We start from the raw sequence: 20,595 nt of genomic DNA, 5'->3' as shown, positions 1-20,595 counted from the left end.
TGTTCAGTCCTCGTACATCCAGCGCAGCGTCTCGGACAGCGGACGGGTCGGGATGGCGCCGGCCACGCCGGCCAGCCTGGCGTTGTCGCCGGTGAGGGTCAGCACGTCGTTGGCGCGCACGAAGGCCGGATTGACCCGGACCTCGATGCGGTAGCCGGCGATGTCCGACATCATGTCGATCACGCTCGCCAGCGAATGGCTGCGCCCCGAGCAGATGTTGAAGGCCTGGCCCGCCGGCGCAGCCGCCAGCAGGCGCCGGTAGCTCCAGGCCACCATGCGCACGTCGGAAAAGTCGCGCGCGATCGCCAGGTTACCCAGCTCGATCGTTCCGGCCTTGCGGCGGAAATGGGAGACGATCTTCGGCAGCAGGAAGTTCTCGCTCTGGCCGACGCCCGTGTAGTTGAACGGCCGCGCGATGATGATCGGCAACCGGTCCATCCACAGGCGCGCCATGTATTCCATGGCCAGCTTGCTCACCGCGTAGTCGTTGGCCGGCGCCGGCGCGACCTGCTCGTCGATGACGGGCACGCTGGCATTGCCGTAGATGTTGGCCGAGGAGGCCAGCAGCACCGCCGACGGCCGCTTGCGCAGCGCCGCCAGCGCTTCCAGCACATTGCGGGTGCCGGCCACGTTGACGCGGTAGATCTGCTCGGCGTCGCCATGGCCCACAAAGGCGATGCCGGCCAGGTGCACGACCACGTCGGGCTGGACTTCCTCGACCATCGCGGCCACCGCGGCGCGGTCGCACAGGTCGACCGCGAACACGCCGGGCTCGGGCGCCACGTCACCCGGGGTGGCGGTACCGAACACACGGTAGCCGGCATCGCGCAGCTCGCGCGCCACGTATTCGCCCGTGAACCCGCGCAATCCGGTGACCAGGGCGCGCCGGCCCTCGCCCTCGAGGGCCGTATTCGGCTGCGACTGCGGCTGCGGCTGCGTGCTGGAGATGCTCATGTCAGAACGAAGCGCCCTGTTCGTTGCGGCGCAGGTCGGCGTCGACCATCATCTGGCACAACTCTTCGAGCGTGGTCTTCGGCTCCCAGCCGAGTTCGCGCTTCGCCTTTTCCGGGTTGCCGATCAGGAGGTCGACTTCGGCCGGACGGTAGAACTTCGGCGACACGCGCACCACGGTCTTGCCGCTCGTGGTGCAGCGCGCGGTTTCGTTCTCGGCGCTGCCGCTCCATTCGAGCGCAATGCCGGCGCCCTTGAAGGCCATGGTGACGAAGTCGCGCACGGTCTCGGTGCGGTTGGTCGCCAGCACGTAGGTGTCCGGACGGTCGGCCTGCAGCATGCGCCACATGCCTTCGACGTATTCCTTGGCATAGCCCCAGTCGCGCTTGGCGTCCATGTTGCCCAGCTCCAGGACGTCGAGCTTGTTCAGGACGATCTTGGCGACCGAGTCGGTGATCTTGCGGGTGACGAACTCGCGGCCGCGCAGCGGCGACTCGTGGTTGAACAGGATGCCCGAGGAGCCGAAGATGTCGTAGCTCTCGCGGTAGTTGATCGTCATCCAGTGCGCGTACAGCTTGGCCACGCCATATGGGCTGCGCGGGTAGAACGGGGTGTCCTCGATTTGCGGGATGGCCTGCACCTTGCCGAACATTTCCGAGGTCGACGCCTGGTAGAAACGGATCTTCGGATTGACCATGCGGATCGCTTCGAGCAGGTTGACGGCGCCCAGGCCGGTGATCGAGGCGGTGGTCAGCGGCTGGTCGAAGGAAACGCCAACGAAACTCTGGGCTGCCAGGTTGTACACCTCGTCCGGCTCGGCGGTCTGGATCAGGCGCAGGCTGGAGGCCAGGTCGGTCAGATCGTATTCGACCAGCGACAGGTTCGGGTGCGCGGCAATGCCCAGTTCCTCGATGCGCCAGAAATTGGTCGAGCTGGCGCGGCGGAAGGTGCCGGTCACATGGTAGCCCTTGTCAAGCAGCAGCTGTGCCAGGTAAGCGCCGTCCTGGCCGGTAATGCCGGTGACGACGGCACGTTTCGTTGTTTTTTGCATGGTTATGGAATTCCAGATGAGTGCTCGGGTCGATCGAATACTTTTATGACAACCCCATATTGTAACAGAGCCATATCGGGCAAAGGCTGCACATGCAGCGAGAAAGCGGCCACGGCTGCAAATCGACAGGATTATTGCGCGAAACGCCACACTTTCAGGCCGCGCTTACGGATTGTTACGTGTTCAAGGCAAAAAAAACAGGCGAGCACGCTCGCCTGTGAGTAACCACAAGTTACCTTTATCTAGCCCGAACTTTTACCGGTCCGGGCGGACAAACATCATCCAGCTTAGCGGCTCGAAACCGCATCCACCACACACAGCGCGGTCATGTTCACGATGCGGCGCACCGTGGCCGACGGCGTCAGGATGTGCACCGGACGCGCGCAGCCGAGCAGCACCGGGCCCACCGCGATGCCGTTGCCGGCGGCGGTTTTCAGCAGGTTGTAGGCAATGTTCGCCGAGTCGATGTTCGGCATCACCACCAGGTTGGCGTCGCCCTTGAGCGTCGATTGCGGCATGATCTTCGCGCGCAGCTTCGAGTCGAGCGCGGCGTCGCCGTGCATCTCGCCGTCGATCTCCAGGTGCGGCGCCTTCTGCTGCACCAGGGCCAGGGTTTCGCGCATCTTGCAGGCCGATTCGCTGTCCGAGGTGCCGAAGTTCGAGTGCGACAGCAGCGCCACGCGCGGCGCGATGCCGAAGCGTTCCAGCTCCTCGGCCGCCATGATCGTGATCTCGGCCAGCTCGTGCGCGGTCGGGTTCTCGTTCACGTGGGTGTCGACCATCGCCAGCTGGCGCTCCTCGGTGATGATGAAGTTCATCGCCGCGTACACGTCGGCGCCGGCACGGCGGCCCAGCACCTTGTCGATGAAGTCGAGGTGGGTCCAGGTGGTGCCGTAGGTGCCGCAGATCATGCCGTCGGCGTCGCCCTTGTGGATCATCATGGCGCCGATCAGCGTATGGCGGCGGCGCATCGCCAGCTTGGCCATGTCGGCGGTCACGCCACGGCGCATCACCATCTGGTGGTAGGTCTGCCAGTAGTCGCGGTAGCGCTCGTCGAAGTCGGGGTTGATGACGTCGAAGTGCTGGCCGAGTTTCAGGCGCAGGCCGAACTTCTCGATGCGCTGCTCCAGCACGGCCGGGCGGCCGACCAGGATCGGGCGCGCCAGCTTCTCGTCGACCACCACCTGCACCGCGCGCAGCACGCGTTCGTCCTCGCCCTCGGCATACACGATGCGCTTCAGTTCCGGCGGCGTGCTCTTGGCCACCTGGAACAGCGGCTTCATGAAGGAACCGCTGCGGTAGACGATCTGCTGCAGGCTCTCGGCGTAGGCGTCGAGGTCGGCGATCGGACGCGCGGCCACGCCGCCCTCCATCGCCGCCTTGGCCACGGCCGGCGCGATATGGGTCAAGAGGCGCGGGTCGAACGGCATCGGGATCAGGTATTCCGGGCCGAACGACAAATTGTTGATGCCGTAGGTGGAGGCCACCACGTCCGACTGCTCGGCGTGCGCCAGGTCGGCGATCGCGTGCACGACCGCGATTTCCATTTCGCGCGTGATGGTGGTCGCGCCGCAGTCGAGCGCGCCGCGGAAGATGTACGGGAAGCAGAGGACGTTGTTCACCTGGTTCGGATAGTCCGAACGGCCGGTGGCGATGATGACGTCGCTGCGCACGGCTTTCGCGTCTTCCGGCAGGATTTCCGGATTCGGGTTGGCCAGGGCCAGGATGATGGGATTGGCCGCCATCTGCGCCACCATCTCGGGTTTCAGCACGCCGCCGGCCGACAGGCCGAGGAAGATGTCGGCGCCGGGAATGATCTCCGACAGCGTACGCTGCTCGGTATCCTGGGCGAAGCGTTCCTTGTCCGGGTCCATTAGCTCGGTGCGGCCCTTGTAGACCACGCCGGCCAGGTCGGTCACATAAATGTTCTCGATCGGGAAGCCGAGGTCGACGATCAGGTCGAGGCAGGCCAGGGCCGCGGCGCCGGCGCCGGAGACGACGAGTTTACAATGCTTGATGTCCTTGCCGACGACCTTCAGGCCGTTCAGGATGGCGGCGCCGACGATGATCGCGGTGCCGTGCTGGTCGTCGTGGAAGACCGGGATCTTCATGCGCTCGCGCAGTTTGCGCTCGATGTAGAAGCACTCCGGCGCCTTGATGTCTTCCAGGTTCACGCCGCCGAAGGTCGGTTCCAGCGAAGCGATGATGTCGACCAGTTTATCCGGGTCGTTCTCGGCGATTTCGATGTCGAAGACGTCGATCGCGGCGAACTTCTTGAACAGCACGCCCTTGCCTTCCATGACCGGCTTCGAGGCCAGCGGGCCGATGTTACCCAGGCCGAGGACGGCGGTGCCGTTCGAGATCACGGCCACCAGGTTGCCGCGCGAAGTGTACTTGTACGAGGCCGCCGGGTCCTTGACGATTTCCTCGCAAGGCGCCGCGACGCCGGGCGAATAGGCCAGCGCCAGGTCGCGCTGGTTCAGCAGGCCCTTGGTCGGGGTGACGGCGATCTTGCCGGGACGGGGGAACTGGTGGTATTCGAGCGCTGCAGCACGCAGTTGTTGGCGTAATTCTTCTTTTTTATCCGATGACGAATCCATGCTATGCAGCCTTCCTGAACTAGAGGGGAACCTCCAATTTTATCAGACTGACTCTTTCTGGCGGCTACGTATTTTCCACTCCTCGGGCGCTTTAGAAGCTTAACTGATGGTAGGTGGTGTCATATTGGTAAGTCTTATGGATCGCCGGCAGTGGGGTATGGATAGAGTGGCAACGGTAGAATGCGCGCATGCTTTCCGAATTCGATCTCATCAAACACTACTTCCGCCGCAACCGGCCCGGCAAAGCCGTGCTCGGCATCGGCGACGACTGCGCCCTGCTCGCCCCCACGCCCGGCATGCAGATGGCGATTTCCTCGGACATGCTGGTCGAGGGGCGGCATTTCTTCGCTGGCGCCGACCCGCGCATGCTGGGGCACAAGTGCCTGGCGGTGAATCTGTCGGACCTGGCGGCGATGGGCGCGCGGCCGCTCGGGTTCACGCTTGCCCTGGCGCTGCCGGAAGCCAATCCGGACTGGCTGGAAGGCTTTTCCGCCGGGCTGTTCGCGCTGGCCGACGCCCATGATTGCGAGCTGATCGGCGGGGATACGACGCGCGGGCCGCTGAATATCTGTATTACCGTGTTCGGCGAAGTCGAACCGGGGCAGGCGCTGCGGCGCGATGCGGCGCGCGCCGGGGACGATATCTGGATTTCCGGGACGCTGGGCGATGCGCGGCTGGCGCTGGCGGGGTACTGGCGGGAATATGCGCTGGGCGAGGACGAACACCTGCTGGCGGCGGCGCGCATGCACATGCCGACGCCGCGCGTGGCGCTGGGGCGTGCGCTGGCCGCATTGGCGCAGCCGCCGGCGGCGCTGGATATCTCGGATGGGCTGGTGGGGGACCTGGGGCATATCCTGGCGGCATCAAGCGTTGGCGCGACGCTGGAGGTGGATGCGCTGCCGGCGGGGCCGGTGCTGGCGCGCCAGCCGATCGAATGGCGGCGCCGGTTCACCGTGGCCGGGGGCGACGATTACGAGTTGTGTTTCGCGGCGCGGCGCGAAGACCGGGAGGCAGTCATTGCGGCGGGTGTGGCCAGCGGCACGCCGGTCACGCGGGTCGGGACGGTCGATGCCGAGGACGGATTGCGGTTCGTGGATGGGTCAGGCGCGCCGGTATCAATGCAAGTCAGCGGATGGGATCATTTCAGCGGCAGTTGATATTCACACGTTGTACCGCGTGGGCACAAGTGCCCACCCTACCATTCACCGTAGGGTGGGCACTTGTGCCCACGCGGTCGTACCCATGCACACCCCACCGCCCAACATCACCCCACCCTCGGCACCTTGCGGTCATCATACGGCCCATGCTCCATCCAGTACTGCCGGAACGCCAGCCGCACGTTATCGCGCAACTCCGCATCGTTCCACGGTTTGGTATAAAACTTGTAGATCGACCCGCGGTTGATCGAATCAAGCACCACGTTTACGCCCGTATAACCGGACAGGATGATCCGCATCGTGTCCGGATACATCTCCTTCACCTTGCTCAGGAACTCGGTGCCGCTCATCACCGGCATGCGCTGGTCGCACAGCACCACCTGCACCCGGTACAGCGCCAGCAATTCAAAGGCCTCGGCCGGCGAGGACGCCGTCAGCACCCGGTAGTTATCGCGCCTGAACAGGCGGTGCAGCGCGCTCAGGGTGTCGGTGTCGTCGTCGACCACCAGGATGGTCTGGACGTTGCTGTCGTCGGCGGCCGGCATGTCGGGCGCGGCGCGATTCTTGCGCACCAGCGCAGCCAGCCCGGCCGCCGGCAGCGCGCGCGAAAAGTGGAAACCCTGGATCTCGTCGCAGCGGTTGCGGCGTAAATACGCCATCTGGGCGCGCGTTTCCACGCCCTCGGCGATCACCTGCATGTGCAGGCTGTGCGCCATGCTGATGATGGCCAGGGCGATCGCCGCGTCGTCCGGGTTGGTGACGATGTCGCGCACAAAGGCGATGTCGATCTTGAGCTTGTCGATCGGGAAGCGCTTCAGGTAAGCCAGCGAGGAGTAACCGGTGCCGAAGTCGTCTATCGCGATGCGGATGCCGAGCGCCTTCAGGCGCTGCAGCACCTCGATGGTGCGCTCGGCGTTGGTCATCAGCGCGCTTTCGGTCAGCTCGAGTTCCAGCATGCCGGGGTCGATGCCGTGGCGCTCGATGGCGGCGCGCACCACGCCTTCGAGGTCGCCCTCGACGAACTGGCGGCTCGACACATTCACGGCCACGCGCACCTCGCGCACGCCCTGCTCGTTCCACTCGGCGATCTGGCGGCAGGCTGCGTCGACGATCCAGTCGCCGATGCGCACCACCATGCCGGTTTCTTCCAGCACCGGCACGAATTCGGCCGGGTACACCAGGCCGTGGCCGGGCCGGTTCCAGCGCAGCAGCGCTTCCACGCCGGTCACGCGGCCGGTGTTGAGTTCCAGCTTGGGCTGGTAGTGCAGCACGAACTGCTCGCCCTCGAGTGCGCCGCGCAGCGCCACTTCGAGGTCGAGGCGCGCCAGCACCTGCACGTTCATGCCGGCAGTGAAGAAGCGGTAGCCGTCGCGCCCCGCTTCCTTGGCGCGCACCATGGCGGTGTCGGCATACTTCACCAGGGTGCCGGGCTCCAGGGCGTCGTCCGGGTACATGGCGATGCCGATGCTGGCCGTGAGCACCGCCTTCTTCCCGTTCAAATCGAAAGGCGTGCGCAGCGCTTCGCGGATCTCGTTGGCCACGTGCACCGGCTCGCGCCTGTGTTCGCGTCCCTGCTCGCGCGTCATGTTCAGCACCACCGCGAACTCGTCGCCGCCCAGGCGGCCGACGGCGTCGCGCAGGTCCATCACGCGCATCAGGCGGTTGCTGAACTGGCGCAGCAGTTCGTCGCCCAGGGCCGGGCCCAGCGAATCGTTGACGATCTTGAAGCGGTCGAGCGTGATGAACAGCACCGCCACGCGCCAGGCCTTGTCCTGGGCCAGCTCGATCGCTTCGCGCAGGTTCTGGAAGAACAGGGTGCGGTTCGGCAGGCCGGTCAGCGCGTCGTAGCTGGCCAGGTGCTTCAGGCGCTGCTGGGCGTGGCGGCGCTCGCTGATGTCGCGCGCCACGGCAATCAACAGCTTGCTGCTGCCCGCCTCTTCCCACTGCCAGCTGATCTCGACCGGCACCGCGCCTTCGCCGCCGGCGCGCAGCAGCTCGGTCTCGGCGATGTCGGATTCGTGGGCGGCGCCGTTCGTGTCGAGGTGGCGCTGCAGCTGGTCGGCGGTGGTCAGGCCGAGCGCCACCGGGTCGATGCGCAGGAGGGCTTCGCGCGAAAAGCCGAGCAGGCGGCAGGCGCCGTCGCTCACGTCCACCAGCGCCAGGCTGGCGGCGTCGATCAGGAAGATGCCGTCGGAGGTGGCATCCATGGCGCGCCGGAAGCGTTCCAGTTCGGCCGTGCGCTCGCGTACCGTGCGTTCCAGGTTGGCGCCGTGGGCCAGCGACTCGCGGTGCATCAGGCGCACTTCGAGCAGGTTGCGGATGCGCGTCATCACCTCCACCGTGTCGAGGGGCTTACCGATGAAGTCGCGCGCACCGGCTTCGAGCGCGGCCAGCTTTTTATCCGGTTCGGCCGTCACCACCAGCACCGGCAGCCAGGACTCGCTTTCCAGCGGCTTCAGGGCTTCCATCACCTGGAAGCCGTCCATGTGCGGCATGTGCAGGTCGAGGATGATCAGGTCGAAGCGGTACTTCAGGTGCAAGGCCACCACCTGGCGCGGGTCGGTGGTGCTGTGCACGTTCTCGTAGCCGGTGGTCTTCAGCAGGTATTCGAGCAGCTGCACGTTGACGGGCTGGTCGTCGACCACCAGCACGCGTGCACGCCGCACCTCGGCGGGCGTGATCATGTTTCTTGTCCTTTCCCGGCAGCCAGCTGGGCCAGCGTGCCGTCGATCGCTTCGTTGAACCTGTCGATGTCGACCGGTTTCGTCAGGTAGCGGAAAAAGCCTGCCGCCATGCCGCGCTCGATGTCGCTGGCCATGGCGTTCGCCGACAGGGCGATGGCCGGGATGGCGGCCGTCTGCGGGTCGCGCCGCAGTGCGGCCAGCACCTCGTAGCCGCTCATGCCGGGCAGGTTAATGTCCATCAAAATGATGTCGGGGCGCCGTTCGCGCGCCAGCGCCAGGCCGCCCGGGCCGTCGCCCGCGGAGACCAGCAGCAGATCGCTCCGGAAGCGCACGATTTCCTCGACCAGCCTCAGGTTGGCCGGATTGTCCTCGATGTAGAGCACCAGGTGCGGCTCGCCGGCGGCGCGCTCGGGCGGCAGCGCCGCCAGCTCGCCCTCGGCTGCGCCGCGCCCCGCTGCCGGCGCCGTGGTGCCGAGTTCGATGGAAAACACGCTGCCCACGCCGGGGCTGCTGCTCACGTGGATCGATCCGCCCATCAGCTCCACCAGGCGGCGCGTCACCACCAGGCCGATGCCGGTGCCTTCCTGGGTACCGGCTTCCTGGCCCAGGCGGTTGAAGGGCTGGAACAGGCTGTCGAGCTGGTCGGGACGCAGGCCCAGGCCAGTGTCCTGCACCGAGATGCGCAGGCGCCCCGGCCCGGCTTGCGCGCAGTCGAGCACCACGGCGCCGGCCTCGCGGTTGTACTTGACCGCGTTCGACAGGAGATTCAGCAGCACCTGCTTCAGGCGCGTGCGGTCGGCCAGCAGCACCGCGCCCACCTGCTCCGGGAACAGCACGCGGATGCCGCGCCCGGCCGCCAGCGGCGCGATCATGGTGCGGCATTCTTCCAGGATCTCGCCCAGGGCCACCGGCTCCATGCTCAGCGGGATCGTGCCCGACTCGACCTTGGCCAGGTCCAGGATCTCGTTAATCAATGTCAGCAGGTGGCGCCCGGACTTCAGGATATGGCTGGCGAATTCCTTCTTTTGCGCGTCGCTGGTTGGCAGCGCTTCCGAGGTGAGGATCTGGGCAAAGCCGAGGATGGCATTGAGCGGCGTGCGCAGCTCGTGGCTCATCGAAGAGAGAAAAGCCGATTTCGCCTGGTTGGCGTTCCTCGCCTCGTCGATGGCGTTCGCCAGTTCGGCGTTGGCCAGCGCCAGCTGCAGGGTGCGTTCGTCGACGCGGTGTTCGAGCTGTTCGTTCAGGCGCATCACTTCCTGCTGGGCGCGCGAACGCTCCTGGGCTTCGCGCACGATGGCGGCGTTCGAGTCTTCCAGCTCGCGCGTGCGGCTTTCGATCTCGCTCAGCATGGCGTTGAAGGAATCGACCAGCTCGGCCGCCTCGTCGTTGCTGATGCGCGGCGCGCGGCGCGAATAATCGCGCTTGGCCACCACGTCGTGGGCGATCTCGGTGATCGCCACGATGGGCGCGGTGATGATGCGGCCCAGCCGCCGCATTACCAGGTAGGCGATCGCCATCGCCAGCAGGGTCACGACGAGCGCGATGGCGAGATAGTCCAGGGTACGCGCCAGCAGGCGGTTCTCGGCGCGCAGCCAGACCGCGCCCACGGTTTCGCCGTTCTCCAGCACCGGGCGGAACACGACCAGGTGGTCGCCCTCGATGCGGGCGGCCGCGCGTTCGGCGCGCGCCGGGAAGACGGTGCCGGCGCCATCGGCCGCGTAGGACGCGAACAGGCGGCCGCGGTCGTCGTAGATGGCGGCGGCGTCGACCATCGGCCGGGTGCGCAGCAGGGCCAGGTTTTCGCTGGCCAGGCGCGCGTCGTCGAAGGCCAGGGCGGCCGAGCTCATGTGACCGACCAGCTCGGCCTGGGTCGAGAGATCGTTGACCAGGGAGCGGTGGTAGCTGCGCAGGTCGTAGCCGATCACCAGCCCGACCGACACCACCAGCGCGGCCAGGGTGGTGGCCATCACGACGGCGACCAGCTTCTTGCGGATCGAGGGCAGGCGGATCATGCGGCCGCGCCGATCGGAATGGAGGAAAGCGTTCCGCGCACGCGCCACGCGACCCGGATGGCGAAAACCATCACGACCGCGCCGGCCAGGCCCGGCAGCACGCGTATTGATGAAGCAACATGGTGTTTGATTGAATAAAAGAAACGCAGCAGCAGACCGCAGCGATGCAGGATAGCAGCATGGTATGCCCGAGTGTCGCACGGAACATTTCGTGTACTGAAGCCCGCCACTTTACGCCGTCCCTTGTCGTTTGGATAGCATCGGCGCCGATTTTCCATGCAAGTTTGCTACACCGGCCGCCGCCGCCGCGCGCTAGAATGGTTCCTGCGCGGCCAGTGCTGCCGCGCCGCCGCCCGTCTCCTTTTGCCTGCGGCGCAACGGTATCGACACTGGAGGAGCCGCATGAGCAACGAAATGATCGAACTCGCTACGGAGGTCGGCGCGGCATTGCAGGCCAAGCGCCTGGTGCTGGCCACCGCCGAATCCTGCACCGGCGGCGGCGTGTCGCAGGCCGTCACCGAGATCGCCGGCTCCACCGCCTGGTTCGACTGCGGCTTCGTCACCTACTCGAACAACTCGAAGACCGAATTGCTGGACGTGCCGGCGGCGCTGATCGCGCAATTCGGCTCCGTCAGCGAGGAAGTCGCCGGCGCCATGGCCGAGGGCGCGCTCTCGAACAGCAATGCCGACGTGTCGCTCTCGACCACGGGCATTGCCGGTCCTACCGGCGCGGTGCCGGGCAAGCCGGTCGGCACGGTCTGTTTCGGCTGGGCGCGCGGCGACACCACCTTTACCGAGCGCCTGGTATTCCAGGGCGACCGCCAGGCCGTGCGCGAGCAGACCGTCATCCACGCGCTGCGCGGACTGCTGCGCTTTATTGAATAGTGCGGGCGGCGCTCCGGTTCCACCTGTCGCTGGCGGGCCTGGGCCTGCTCGCGCTCGCTCCTGCGGTGCAGGCGGCGCCGGTGCAGACGCCGCCGGTACAAACCGTGTACGCCGCCGGCGACATCGCCCGCTGCGCCCATCCCGACCCGCGCTGGTCGGGTGCGGCCGATACCGCCGCCGTGGTGGCCGCCGGCCTGGCCGCCGACCCGCAAGCCGTGGTGCTGACCCTGGGCGACCACACCTACCCGCGCGGCACGGCCAGGGAATTCGCCGACTGCTACGACCCGACCTGGGGCCGCTTCAAGGAGCGCACCTGGCCGACGCCCGGCAACCACGAGTACTACACGAAAGGCGCCCTGCCCTATTTCGCCTATTTCGGCGAACGCGCCGGCCGCCCCGAGCGCAGCTGGTACAGCCTGGACCTGGGCAGCTGGCGCGTGATCTCCCTCGACAGCAACCTGGCGCCCGCGCTTCACGCGGCCCAGCTCGACTGGCTGCGTGAAGAGCTAAAAAACAACCCGCGCCGCTGCACCCTCGCTTTCTGGCACCATCCGCTGTACAGTTCGGGCGGGCACGGCAGCGTGCCGACAATGCGCGATGCCTGGGCCCTGCTGCACGCGGCCGGCGCGGAACTGGTATTGTCCGGTCACGACCACGACTACGAACGCTTCGCGCCGCAGGACGCCAACGGCAAGCCGGACCCACGCGGGATGCGCCAGTTCGTGGTCGGCACCGGCGGCGCCTTTGCCACGCCCTTCCTCCTCTTCGAGAAGCACAGCGAAGTGCGCGACGCCAGCCGCAATGCCGTGCTGCGCCTGCAGCTGCGCGACGACGGCTACGACTGGGAATTGCTGGAAGCGACCCCACCTATGCTGCCGAACGCATCGCCGCCCGACCATGGCAGCGCCGCCTGCCACTGACACACTGAAATGATTCCTGGAGTACCGCATGAAAACCCGACCGCTGTTCGCCGCATCCGTGCTGCTGGCCGCTTTGAATAGCGCTGGCGCGCAGACCGGAGGTGCAGCGCCTGTCCCTCCCGCCGCGCCGCCCGACATCCCGCACATCGCCTTCGACAAGTACACGCTGCCGAACGGCCTGCAAGTCATCCTGGTCGAAGACAAGCGCCTGCCCGTGGTGGCCGTCAACGTCTGGTACCACGTCGGCCCGGCCAACGAAGCGCCCGGCCTGGCCGGCTTCGCCCACCTGTTCGAGCACATGATGTTTGCCGGTAGCAAACACCTGCCGCGCGGCCTGGCCGACCGCCTGCTGGAAGGCGCCGGCGCCAGCGACAGCAATGGCGGCACCGGCTACGACAGCACCAGCTACTACGACACCGTACCCGCCAACCAGCTCGAGCTGGCCCTGTGGGTGCATGCCGACCGCATGGGCTACCTGCTCGACGTGCTCGACCAGAAGTCGCTCACCAACCAGCAGGACGTGGTGCGCAACGAGCGCCGCGAAACCGTGGAAAACGAACCCTACGGGATCGTCGAGGAAGCCCTGAACCACGCGCTGTTCCCGCCCGAGCACCCGTATTACGCCTCGGTGATCGGCTCGCACACCGACATCCAGAACGCGAAGCTGGCCGACGTGCGCGACTTCTTCACTCGCTACTACGGCCCGAACAATGCCAGCATCGTGATCGCCGGCGACATCGACAAGGTCAAAGCGCGCGCCCTGGTGGCGAAGTACTTCGGCAGCCTGAAGCGCGGCCCCGATGTCCCGCGCCCGCAAGTGACGACGCCGCCCATCACCGAGGAACGCCGCCTGACGGTGCCCGACCGCGTCGAGCTGCCGCGCGTCTACATGGGCTGGCTCACGCCGCCGGCCTACCAGCCGGGCGACGCCGAACTGTCGGTGGCGGCCCAGATCCTGGCCGGCGGCAAATCCAGCCGCCTGTACCAGTCCCTGGTGTACGAACGCCAGATCGCCCAGGACGTCGACGCCGACCAGGATGCGCGCGCCCTGGCCTCGACCTTCCTGGTCGAGGTGACGGCGCGCGCCGGCCACACCGCGCAGGAACTGGAAGCGGCGATCGACGCCGAACTGGACGCCCTGCGCGAGCACGGTCCGACCGCGCAGGAAGTCGAACGCGCCAGGCGCCAGATCGAGACCGCCATGCTCACCGGCCTGGAACAGCTGGGCGGCGACGGCCTGGCCGACCAGCTGAACCACTACAACCAGTTCACCGGCAACCCCGGCTACCTGGCCGAGGACATCGCCGCCCTGCGCCGCATCACGGCAGCCGACGTGCAGCGCGCCGTGCGCACCTGGCTGCAGCCGAAGAACCGCGCCGTCGTGGCCGGCGTGCCCGGCGAGCCGACGCTGCCGCACGATCCGCCTGTGCCGAAGGCACCAAAAACCGTCAAGTCGAAGCACGCCGGCGTCAACGCAGCCGAAGCCTGGCGCGCCAAAGCGCCGCAGCCCGGCCCGGCGCCGGCCTTCCAGCTGCCGCTGGGCGAATCCTTCCGGCTCGCGAACGGCCTCACCGTGATCCACCACCGCAACCCGGCGCTGCCGCTGGTGTCGGCCGAGGTCGTGATCCGCAGCGGCGCCGACAGCAACCCGCTGGCCCTGCCCGGCCTGGCCGGCTTCACCGCGCAAATGCTCACCGAGGGCACGCAGGAGCGCAGCGCCCTGGCGATTGCCGAGGAAATCGCGCAGCTGGGCGCCTTCATGGATGCCGACAGCGGTACCAATGCCTCGGCGGTGTCGCTGCTGGCGCTGCGCTCGACCTTCGAGCAGGCCTTCGGCGTCATGGCCGACGTGGTGCTGCATCCGGCCTTCCCGCCTGAAGAAGTCGAGCGCCAGCGCGCCAGCCGCCTGGGCGACTTGCTGGGCCAGCGCGACGAGGCCGAAGCCGTGGCCTCGGTGGCCGCCGCCGGCGCCCTGTACGGGCCGCGCCATCCCTACGGCTACGGCCAGCTGGGCACCGAGCCCGCGATCCGCGCCGTCACGCGCGCAGATTTGCAGGGCTTCTGGCGCCGCCATTACGTGCCGTCGAACGCGGCGCTGGTGGTCACCGGCGACATCACGCGCGAGGAATTGCAGGCGCTGGCCGAAAAATACTTCGGCGCCTGGCAGGGCGATGCGGCGGCGCCGTTCGCACCGGGCACGCCCGGCCCGACGCGCGCGCGCGTGGTCCTGGTCGACAAGCCAGGCGCGCCGCAGACCGCGCTGCGCCTGGTGACCTTTGGCGCAGAGCGTACGAGCGAGCAGTATCCGGCGCTGGAAGTGATGAACGCGGCCTTCGGCGGCCTGTTCACCAGCCGCATCAACCAGAACCTGCGCGAGGAAAAGGGCTACAGCTACGGCGTGTTCTCGGGCTTCCGCTACGGCCGCACCCCGGGCCCGTTCAGCATCGCCGGCAGCGTGCGCGCCGACGCCACCGGCGCCTCGGTGGCCGAGATCCTGCGCGAAGCCCGCGCGATGATCGACGCCCCGCTTGGCGCCGACGAACTGACGGGCGCCCGCAACGCCCAGCTGCTATCGCTGCCGAACGGCTTCGAGACCAACGCCGACATCGGCGCCAGCCTGGCCGAAGCCTTTGTCTTCGGCCTGCCGCTGGACTACTACCGCCAGCTGCCCGCCAAACTGGCCGCGGTGACTGCGCAAGACGTGCAGGAAACCGCGCGCCGCTACCTCGACCCCGCGCACCTGGTCATCGTGGCCGTGGGCGACCGCAAGCGCATCCTGCCGCAGCTGGACAAGCTCAAGCTCGGCCCGATCGAAATCCGCGACAGCGAAGGCCAGCTGCTGCCGTAAACCTTCGGGTGGGAACCCGTCCCCACCCGACGCGCCGCGCGTTTTTCGTAGGGTGGGCACCTGTGCCCACGCTGTCTCACCATCTGCACGGAAGCGAACCTTCCAGTACCTCGCGCAGGACAACGCACGCGTTCTCCGAACACCGCGTTGTCGAATCGTCTATCATGGCCCAACTGTATTCACACCCCAGCGGCCCATGAACCAATTCACGATCCAGCAAAAGTTCTTCCTTCTTCTCCTTACCCTGGTCACCATCGCCTTCGGCTGGATCCTGCTGCCGTATTCCGGCGCGGTGTTCTGGGGCATGGTGCTGGGCATCCTGTTCGCGCCGCTGTACCGGCGCCTGCTGCCGGTGACGAAGCAGAAGCCGACCGTCGCCGCCCTGCTCACCCTGTTTTCGATCATCGTTATGGTGATCCTGCCGCTGTCCCTGATCGGCGCCTCGCTGGTGCGCCAGGCGCTCGGCATCTACGACATGATCGGCTCCGGCCAGATCGACTTCGGCCGCTACTTCCAGCAGATCGTCGGCGTGCTGCCGGACTGGATCGTCTCCGTGCTGGAACGCTTCGAAGTCACCGACCTGGCCTCGCTGGAGCAGAAGCTGTCCGAAGGCGCGGCCCAGGTCAGCCAGGTGTTCGCGCGCTACGCCATCAACTTCGGGCGCAACACCTTCGACTTCCTGGTCAGCCTGACCATCATGCTGTACCTGCTGTTCTTCCTGCTGCGCGACGGCCAGGGCCTGGCCAACCGCATCAAGCGCGCCGTGCCGCTCAGCCGCATGTACAAGCAGCGCCTGTTCGACAACTTCACCACCGTGATCCGCGCCACCGTGAAGGGCAACGTGCTGGTGGCGATTGCCCAGGGTGCGCTGGGCGGCCTGATCTTCTGGTTCCTGGACGTGCAGGCGCCGCTGCTGTGGGGCGTGGTGATGGCCTTCCTGTCGCTGCTGCCGGCCGTGGGCGCGGCGATCGTTTGGGCGCCGGTGGCGGTGTACTTCCTGGTCACCGGCGCCATCTGGCAGGGCGTGGTGCTGATCGCCTTTGGCGTGCTGGTCATCGGCCTGGTCGACAACATCCTGCGCCCGATTTTGGTCGGCAAGGACACCAAGATGCCCGATTACCTGGTGCTGCTGTCGACGCTGGGCGGCATGGCGCTGTTCGGACTGAACGGCTTCGTGATCGGGCCGGTGATCGCGGCGCTGTTCATCGCGGCCTGGGAGATGTTTGCCTCGGCCGAGGAATTCCACCCGCAATAAAGCCCGGGAAATGGCAACGGGGCCGGCCTGCACTTGCGTGCTTGCCGGCCCCATCTTTTTACATTAACATGTGAACATCTATTCATATGTTAATGATGACTATTCCCGACGAATCCGACCATGTCGAGCAGGTGGCCGACCTCTTCCACCTGCTCGGCGACGCCACCCGCCTGCGCATCGTGCTGGCCTGCCTGGCGCAGCCAACCGCCGTGGGCGACATCGCCACGGCCCTGAACCTGTCCAGCTCGCTGGTCAGCCACCATTTGCGCCTGCTGCGCGCGGCGCGCATTGTAAAAGCCGAGCGCCAGGGCAAGCAGGTGTTCTACGCCGCCGCCGACGCCCACATCAGCACCCTGCTGTCCAACATGTTCGAGCACATCGCCGAACCTGCCAACGGAAACGAACCATGAACCACGACCATCAAGATAATCCTGTCCCTGCCGATACCCATGGGCAGCAGCAGAGACAGGTACCTCGCGATCATTCGCACGGGCACAGCCACGCGCACGGGCATGGTCACAGCCATGGCCACCATCACCACCACGCCCCGGTCGAAGGCCACGGCCGCGCCTTTGCCCTGGCCATCGGCCTGAACACGGTCTTCGTCGCCATCGAATTCATCTACGGCTTCCTGGCCAACTCCACCGCACTGATGGCCGACGCCGGCCACAACCTGTCGGACGTGCTGGGCCTGGTGCTGGCCTGGGGCGCGGCGGTGCTGGCCAAGCGCGCGCCGAGCGCCCGCTATACCTACGGCCTGCGCAGTTCCTCGATCCTGGCGGCGCTGGCAAATGCCCTGCTGCTGCTGGCCGCCTGCGGCGCGATCGCCTGGGAAGCCGTGCAGCGCATCGCCGAGCCGCATCCGGTGGCAGGCGTCACGGTGTCGGTGGTGGCGGCCATTGGCGTGGCGATCAACGGCTTCTCGGCCTGGCTGTTCATGGCCGGCAGCAAGGGCGATTTGAACGTGCGCGGCGCCTACCTGCACATGGCGGCCGACGCGGCGATTTCGCTGGGCGTGGTGATCTCGGGCCTGGTGATCATGGTCACCGACTGGACCTGGCTCGACCCGGCGGTGAGCCTGGCGATCGTGCTGGTGATCGTCTGGGGCACCTGGTCGCTGCTGCGTGAATCGGTGCAGATGGCGATGGCGGCGGTGCCGGCCAGCGTCGATGCGCATGCGGTCGAACACTTCCTGGAAGCGCGTCCGGGCGTGACCGGCGTGCACGATCTGCATATCTGGGCGATGAGCACCACCGAGACCGCGCTGACGGCGCACCTGGTGATGCCGGGCGGGTGTCCGGGGGATGGCTTCCTCGACGAGACCGTGGCGGCGTTGAAGAAGGAGCATGGGATTGCGCATTGCACCTTGCAAGTCGAAGAAGGAACGAGCACGCACGGATGCGCGCTGGCTGCGCATGGGGTGTGAACGATCGCCAGGCGCGTAGGGTGGCCGGCTCCACCTGGACGTTTGAACATTGCCTGCGTGTGCGCCGCCCACGCGTTCGACGCACGGCCGAGACGACGCAGCAGATCGCACGCGTGTTGAACGCGTGGACGGCATAGCCGTCCACCCTACCCAGCCAGGTTCGCGAACAGCGCCGTGCTCAGGTAGCGTTCGCCAAACGACGGAATGATCGTCACGATCAGCTTGCCCGCATTCTCCGGCCGCTGCGCCACCTGCATCGCCGCCCACAAGGCCGCCCCCGACGAAATCCCGACCAGCAACCCCTCCTCGCGCGCCGCCGCCCGTGCAGTCTCGAAGGCATCCTCGTTGCGCACCGCGATCACTTCATCGTAGATGCCGGTATTCAACACCTGCGGCACGAAACCAGCGCCGATCCCCTGGATCGGGTGCGGCCCCTTGGTCCCCTTCGACAGCATCGGCGACGCTTCCGGCTCCACCGCAATCGCCTGGAACCCGGGCTTGCGCTCCTTCAGCACCTCGCCCACGCCGGTGATGGTGCCGCCGGTGCCCACGCCGGCCACCACGATATCGACCTTGCCGTCGGTATCGCGCCAGATTTCCTCGGCCGTGGTGCGGCGGTGGACCTCGGGGTTGGCGGGATTGTTGAATTGCTGGGGCATGAAGGCGCGCGGGTCGGAGGCGACGATTTCCTCGGCGCGGCGGATCGCGCCGACCATGCCCTCGGCGCCCGGCGTCAGCACCAGTTCGGCCCCGTAGGCGCGCAGCAGCATGCGCCGCTCGTTGCTCATGGTTTCGGGCATGACCAGCTTGCAGCGGTAGCCGCGCGCCGCGCACACCATCGCCAGCGCGATGCCGGTGTTGCCGCTGGTCGGCTCGACGACGACGGTGTCGGGGCCAATCTTGCCGGCCCGTTCCGCCGCCTCGATCATCGCCAGGCCGATGCGGTCCTTGACGCTGTGCGCGGGGTTGTGGAATTCGAGCTTGGCAAGGATCTCGGCGCCCCCGGCGCCCTTGCCCAGCTTGCGGATCCTGACCAGCGGTGTATTGCCGATCAGCTCAGTGACATCGTTCGCGACACGCATCGTTCACCCCGCTTGTGGTTAGTGTGCGTTTATTTTACGCCGAGCAGTTCCACGTCGAAGATCAAATCCGTATTCGGCGGAATCGAGCCGCCCGGTGCGCCACGCGCGCCGTAGCCCAGGCGGCTCGGGATGATCAGGGTGCGCTTGCCGCCCACCTTCATGCCGGCCACGCCCTGTTCCCAACCCTTGATGACCTGGCCCGCGCCCAGCTGGAAGTCGAGCGGCGTACGGCCGGCGTCGAGCGAGGAGTCGAACTTGCGGCCGCGCTGATTGCGCGCCATCGGCTTGTAGAACCAGCCGGTGTAGTTGACGGTGACCTTGTGGCCGAGCTCGGCCGTTTGCCCCTTGCCGACCACGCGGTCGACGATTTCGAGCTGGGGTTCGGCCGGGGTTGCCGGCTGCGGCGCCTGGGCGGCGGCCGCGGCATCCTGGGCCGCGCCGCTGACGGCTTCGGCGCCGCTCTGGGCGGCCTGGCCAGCCACGCCGGCGGCCTGCTGCGAACCCGCGGCGGCCTGGTCGGCGGCGCTCTGCACGCCCTGCTGGCGCACGGTGGCGGCGGCCTGGCCGGCATCGGCGGCGGCTTGCGGCGCATTCGCCGGGGTGGCTGCCGGATTGCCCTGCTGGGCACAGGCGGCGGCGCTTGCGAGCAGCAAGGCCAGGAAGGAAGTACGACGGATCATGTGGACTCTTTCAATGACAGGATTTCAATCGATGATCCTATGATAGCAAAGCCCCGCGCCGCAATGGCAGCGGCGTTACACCGTCTTACTTTTCGCTCATGCCGTTTCCGGCAGCGCCACCTCGGCCGGCGCCTCCGCGGTTTCCGCTTCCGCCGCCTCGGCCATCTTGTGCAGGATATGGCCTGCCGCAATCATGCCGAAGCTGGCGGTCACCACCATGCTCGAACCGAAGCCGGCGCAGTTCAGGCCAGTCACACTGCTGCCGATCTCGCAGGCATCCTCCGCTTCGGGATAACGCAGCGGCTCCATCGAGAACACCGCGTCGATGTGGTATTTCTGCTTCTCGCCGCGCGAAAAGCCATACTGCGCGCGCAGCAGCTTGCGCACCTTTTTGAGCAGCGGTTCCTGCTCGGTACGGGCCAGGTCGCGCACCTCGATTTTCGTCGGGTCGATCTGGCCGCCGGCGCCGCCGATGGTCACCAGCGGCAGCTTGTGGTCGCGGCAGTACGCGATCAGCGCGGCCTTGGCCTTCACGCTGTCGATGGCATCGACCACGTAGTCGAAACCCTTGCCGCCGACCATCTGCGGGATGTTGTCCGGGTCGACGAAGTCCTCGATCAGGGTCACCTTGCAGAACGGGTTGATCTGGGCGATGCGTTCGCGCAGGGCCTCGATCTTCGGCATGCCGACGGTGCTGCTCAAGGCCTGGATCTGGCGGTTGATGTTCGACTCGGCCACGTTGTCGAGGTCGATCAGGGTCAGGTGGCCGACCGCGCTGCGCGCCAGGGCCTCGACGATCCAGGAGCCGACGCCGCCGACGCCGATCACGCAAACGTGCGCCGCGCGGAAGCGTTCGAGGGCACGCTCGCCATACAAGCGGGCGATGCCGCCGAAACGGCGTGCGAAGTCGATTTCGTCGTCAAGGGCGGCGCTGAAGGTGGGGGTATCGGTGGTATGCATCCCGCCATTTTACCGAACCCATCTGGCACGCCTGCACTAAAATGCCTCTTGGTCAATCAAAAAAATCTCCACTGTCAGAAAAAC

16 protein-coding genes are annotated in these 20,595 nt (G+C 66.8%); 7 read left to right on the top strand and 9 right to left on the bottom strand.

The window, feature by feature from the left end:
• Positions 1-3 precede the first annotated feature (3 nt).
• From ACWYRN_RS11245 to ACWYRN_RS11235, 3 genes are all read right to left on the bottom strand, one after another.
• Complete coding sequence (locus ACWYRN_RS11245; protein ID WP_488692494.1) at positions 4-954, bottom strand: GDP-mannose 4,6-dehydratase; 951 nt, start codon at positions 952-954, stop codon at positions 4-6.
• 1 nt (position 955) lies between these two features.
• On the bottom strand, positions 956-2,002 hold the full coding sequence (gene gmd / locus ACWYRN_RS11240; RefSeq protein ID WP_488692493.1) for a GDP-mannose 4,6-dehydratase: 1,047 nt from the start codon (positions 2,000-2,002) through the stop codon (positions 956-958).
• Positions 2,003-2,289: 287 nt separating this feature from the next.
• A complete protein-coding gene (locus tag ACWYRN_RS11235; RefSeq protein WP_488692492.1) occupies positions 2,290-4,602 on the bottom strand; it encodes an NADP-dependent malic enzyme in 2,313 nt (770 codons plus the stop codon).
• Positions 4,603-4,790: 188 nt separating this feature from the next.
• Here ACWYRN_RS11235 and thiL point away from each other — a divergent pair, with 188 nt between their 5' ends.
• Complete coding sequence (gene thiL / locus ACWYRN_RS11230; RefSeq protein WP_488692491.1) at positions 4,791-5,759, top strand: thiamine-phosphate kinase; 969 nt, start codon at positions 4,791-4,793, stop codon at positions 5,757-5,759.
• A 107-nt stretch (positions 5,760-5,866) separates the two neighbouring features.
• Here the strand turns inward: thiL and ACWYRN_RS11225 are convergent, their stop codons facing one another.
• From ACWYRN_RS11225 to ACWYRN_RS11215, 3 genes are read right to left on the bottom strand one after another with little or no spacing between them, the layout of a single operon-like run.
• Positions 5,867-8,443, bottom strand: coding sequence for an EAL domain-containing protein (locus ACWYRN_RS11225; RefSeq protein WP_488692490.1), 2,577 nt, complete (start codon positions 8,441-8,443; stop codon positions 5,867-5,869).
• Positions 8,440-10,455, bottom strand: a complete 2,016-nt coding sequence (locus ACWYRN_RS11220; protein WP_488692489.1) for a sensor histidine kinase, YfiR-like protein-associated — start codon at positions 10,453-10,455, stop codon at positions 8,440-8,442. Before ACWYRN_RS11220 ends, ACWYRN_RS11225 begins: the two co-directional genes overlap by 4 nt.
• Positions 10,452-10,733 (bottom strand): hypothetical protein, encoded by a 282-nt coding sequence (locus tag ACWYRN_RS11215; RefSeq protein ID WP_488692488.1) that lies wholly within the window; start codon positions 10,731-10,733, stop codon positions 10,452-10,454. Before ACWYRN_RS11215 ends, ACWYRN_RS11220 begins: the two co-directional genes overlap by 4 nt.
• A 124-nt stretch (positions 10,734-10,857) precedes the next feature.
• Between ACWYRN_RS11215 and ACWYRN_RS11210 the strand changes: the two genes are divergently transcribed.
• The 6 genes from ACWYRN_RS11210 (at position 10,858) to ACWYRN_RS11185 (ending at position 17,789) form a co-directional block, all read left to right on the top strand.
• Entirely contained in the window at positions 10,858-11,340 is a 483-nt protein-coding gene (locus tag ACWYRN_RS11210; RefSeq protein WP_488692487.1) for a CinA family protein, read from the top strand.
• Complete coding sequence (locus tag ACWYRN_RS11205; RefSeq protein ID WP_488692486.1) at positions 11,340-12,260, top strand: metallophosphoesterase family protein; 921 nt, start codon at positions 11,340-11,342, stop codon at positions 12,258-12,260. The genes ACWYRN_RS11210 and ACWYRN_RS11205 overlap by 1 nt, the downstream gene beginning before the upstream one ends.
• A 28-nt stretch (positions 12,261-12,288) precedes the next feature.
• Entirely contained in the window at positions 12,289-15,108 is a 2,820-nt protein-coding gene (locus ACWYRN_RS11200; RefSeq protein WP_488692485.1) for a M16 family metallopeptidase, read from the top strand.
• 196 nt (positions 15,109-15,304) lie between these two features.
• Positions 15,305-16,363, top strand: coding sequence for an AI-2E family transporter (locus tag ACWYRN_RS11195; RefSeq protein WP_488692484.1), 1,059 nt, complete (start codon positions 15,305-15,307; stop codon positions 16,361-16,363).
• 95 nt (positions 16,364-16,458) lie between these two features.
• Positions 16,459-16,773, top strand: a complete 315-nt coding sequence (locus ACWYRN_RS11190; RefSeq protein ID WP_229437494.1) for an ArsR/SmtB family transcription factor — start codon at positions 16,459-16,461, stop codon at positions 16,771-16,773.
• Entirely contained in the window at positions 16,770-17,789 is a 1,020-nt protein-coding gene (locus ACWYRN_RS11185) for a cation diffusion facilitator family transporter (RefSeq protein ID WP_488692483.1), read from the top strand. Before ACWYRN_RS11190 ends, ACWYRN_RS11185 begins: the two co-directional genes overlap by 4 nt.
• A gap of 146 nt (positions 17,790-17,935) precedes the next feature.
• On the opposite strand, the gene cysK is transcribed toward ACWYRN_RS11185, so the two are convergent.
• The 3 genes from cysK to tcdA form a co-directional block, all read right to left on the bottom strand.
• Positions 17,936-18,871 (bottom strand): cysteine synthase A, encoded by a 936-nt coding sequence (gene cysK, locus ACWYRN_RS11180; RefSeq protein ID WP_488692482.1) that lies wholly within the window; start codon positions 18,869-18,871, stop codon positions 17,936-17,938.
• A gap of 29 nt (positions 18,872-18,900) precedes the next feature.
• The gene (locus ACWYRN_RS11175) at positions 18,901-19,551 is read right to left on the bottom strand and encodes an FKBP-type peptidyl-prolyl cis-trans isomerase (protein ID WP_488692481.1); all 651 of its coding nucleotides are present in this window, start codon (positions 19,549-19,551) and stop codon (positions 18,901-18,903) included.
• A gap of 96 nt (positions 19,552-19,647) precedes the next feature.
• Positions 19,648-20,511, bottom strand: coding sequence for a tRNA cyclic N6-threonylcarbamoyladenosine(37) synthase TcdA (gene tcdA, locus ACWYRN_RS11170; RefSeq protein WP_488692480.1), 864 nt, complete (start codon positions 20,509-20,511; stop codon positions 19,648-19,650).
• Positions 20,512-20,595 lie beyond the last annotated feature (84 nt).

It is taken from the genome of Massilia sp. BAP21 (assembly GCF_057801335.1).
The sequence above is the reverse complement of the archived record's forward strand: the minus strand, read 5'-3'. Positions and strand labels throughout refer to the sequence as shown.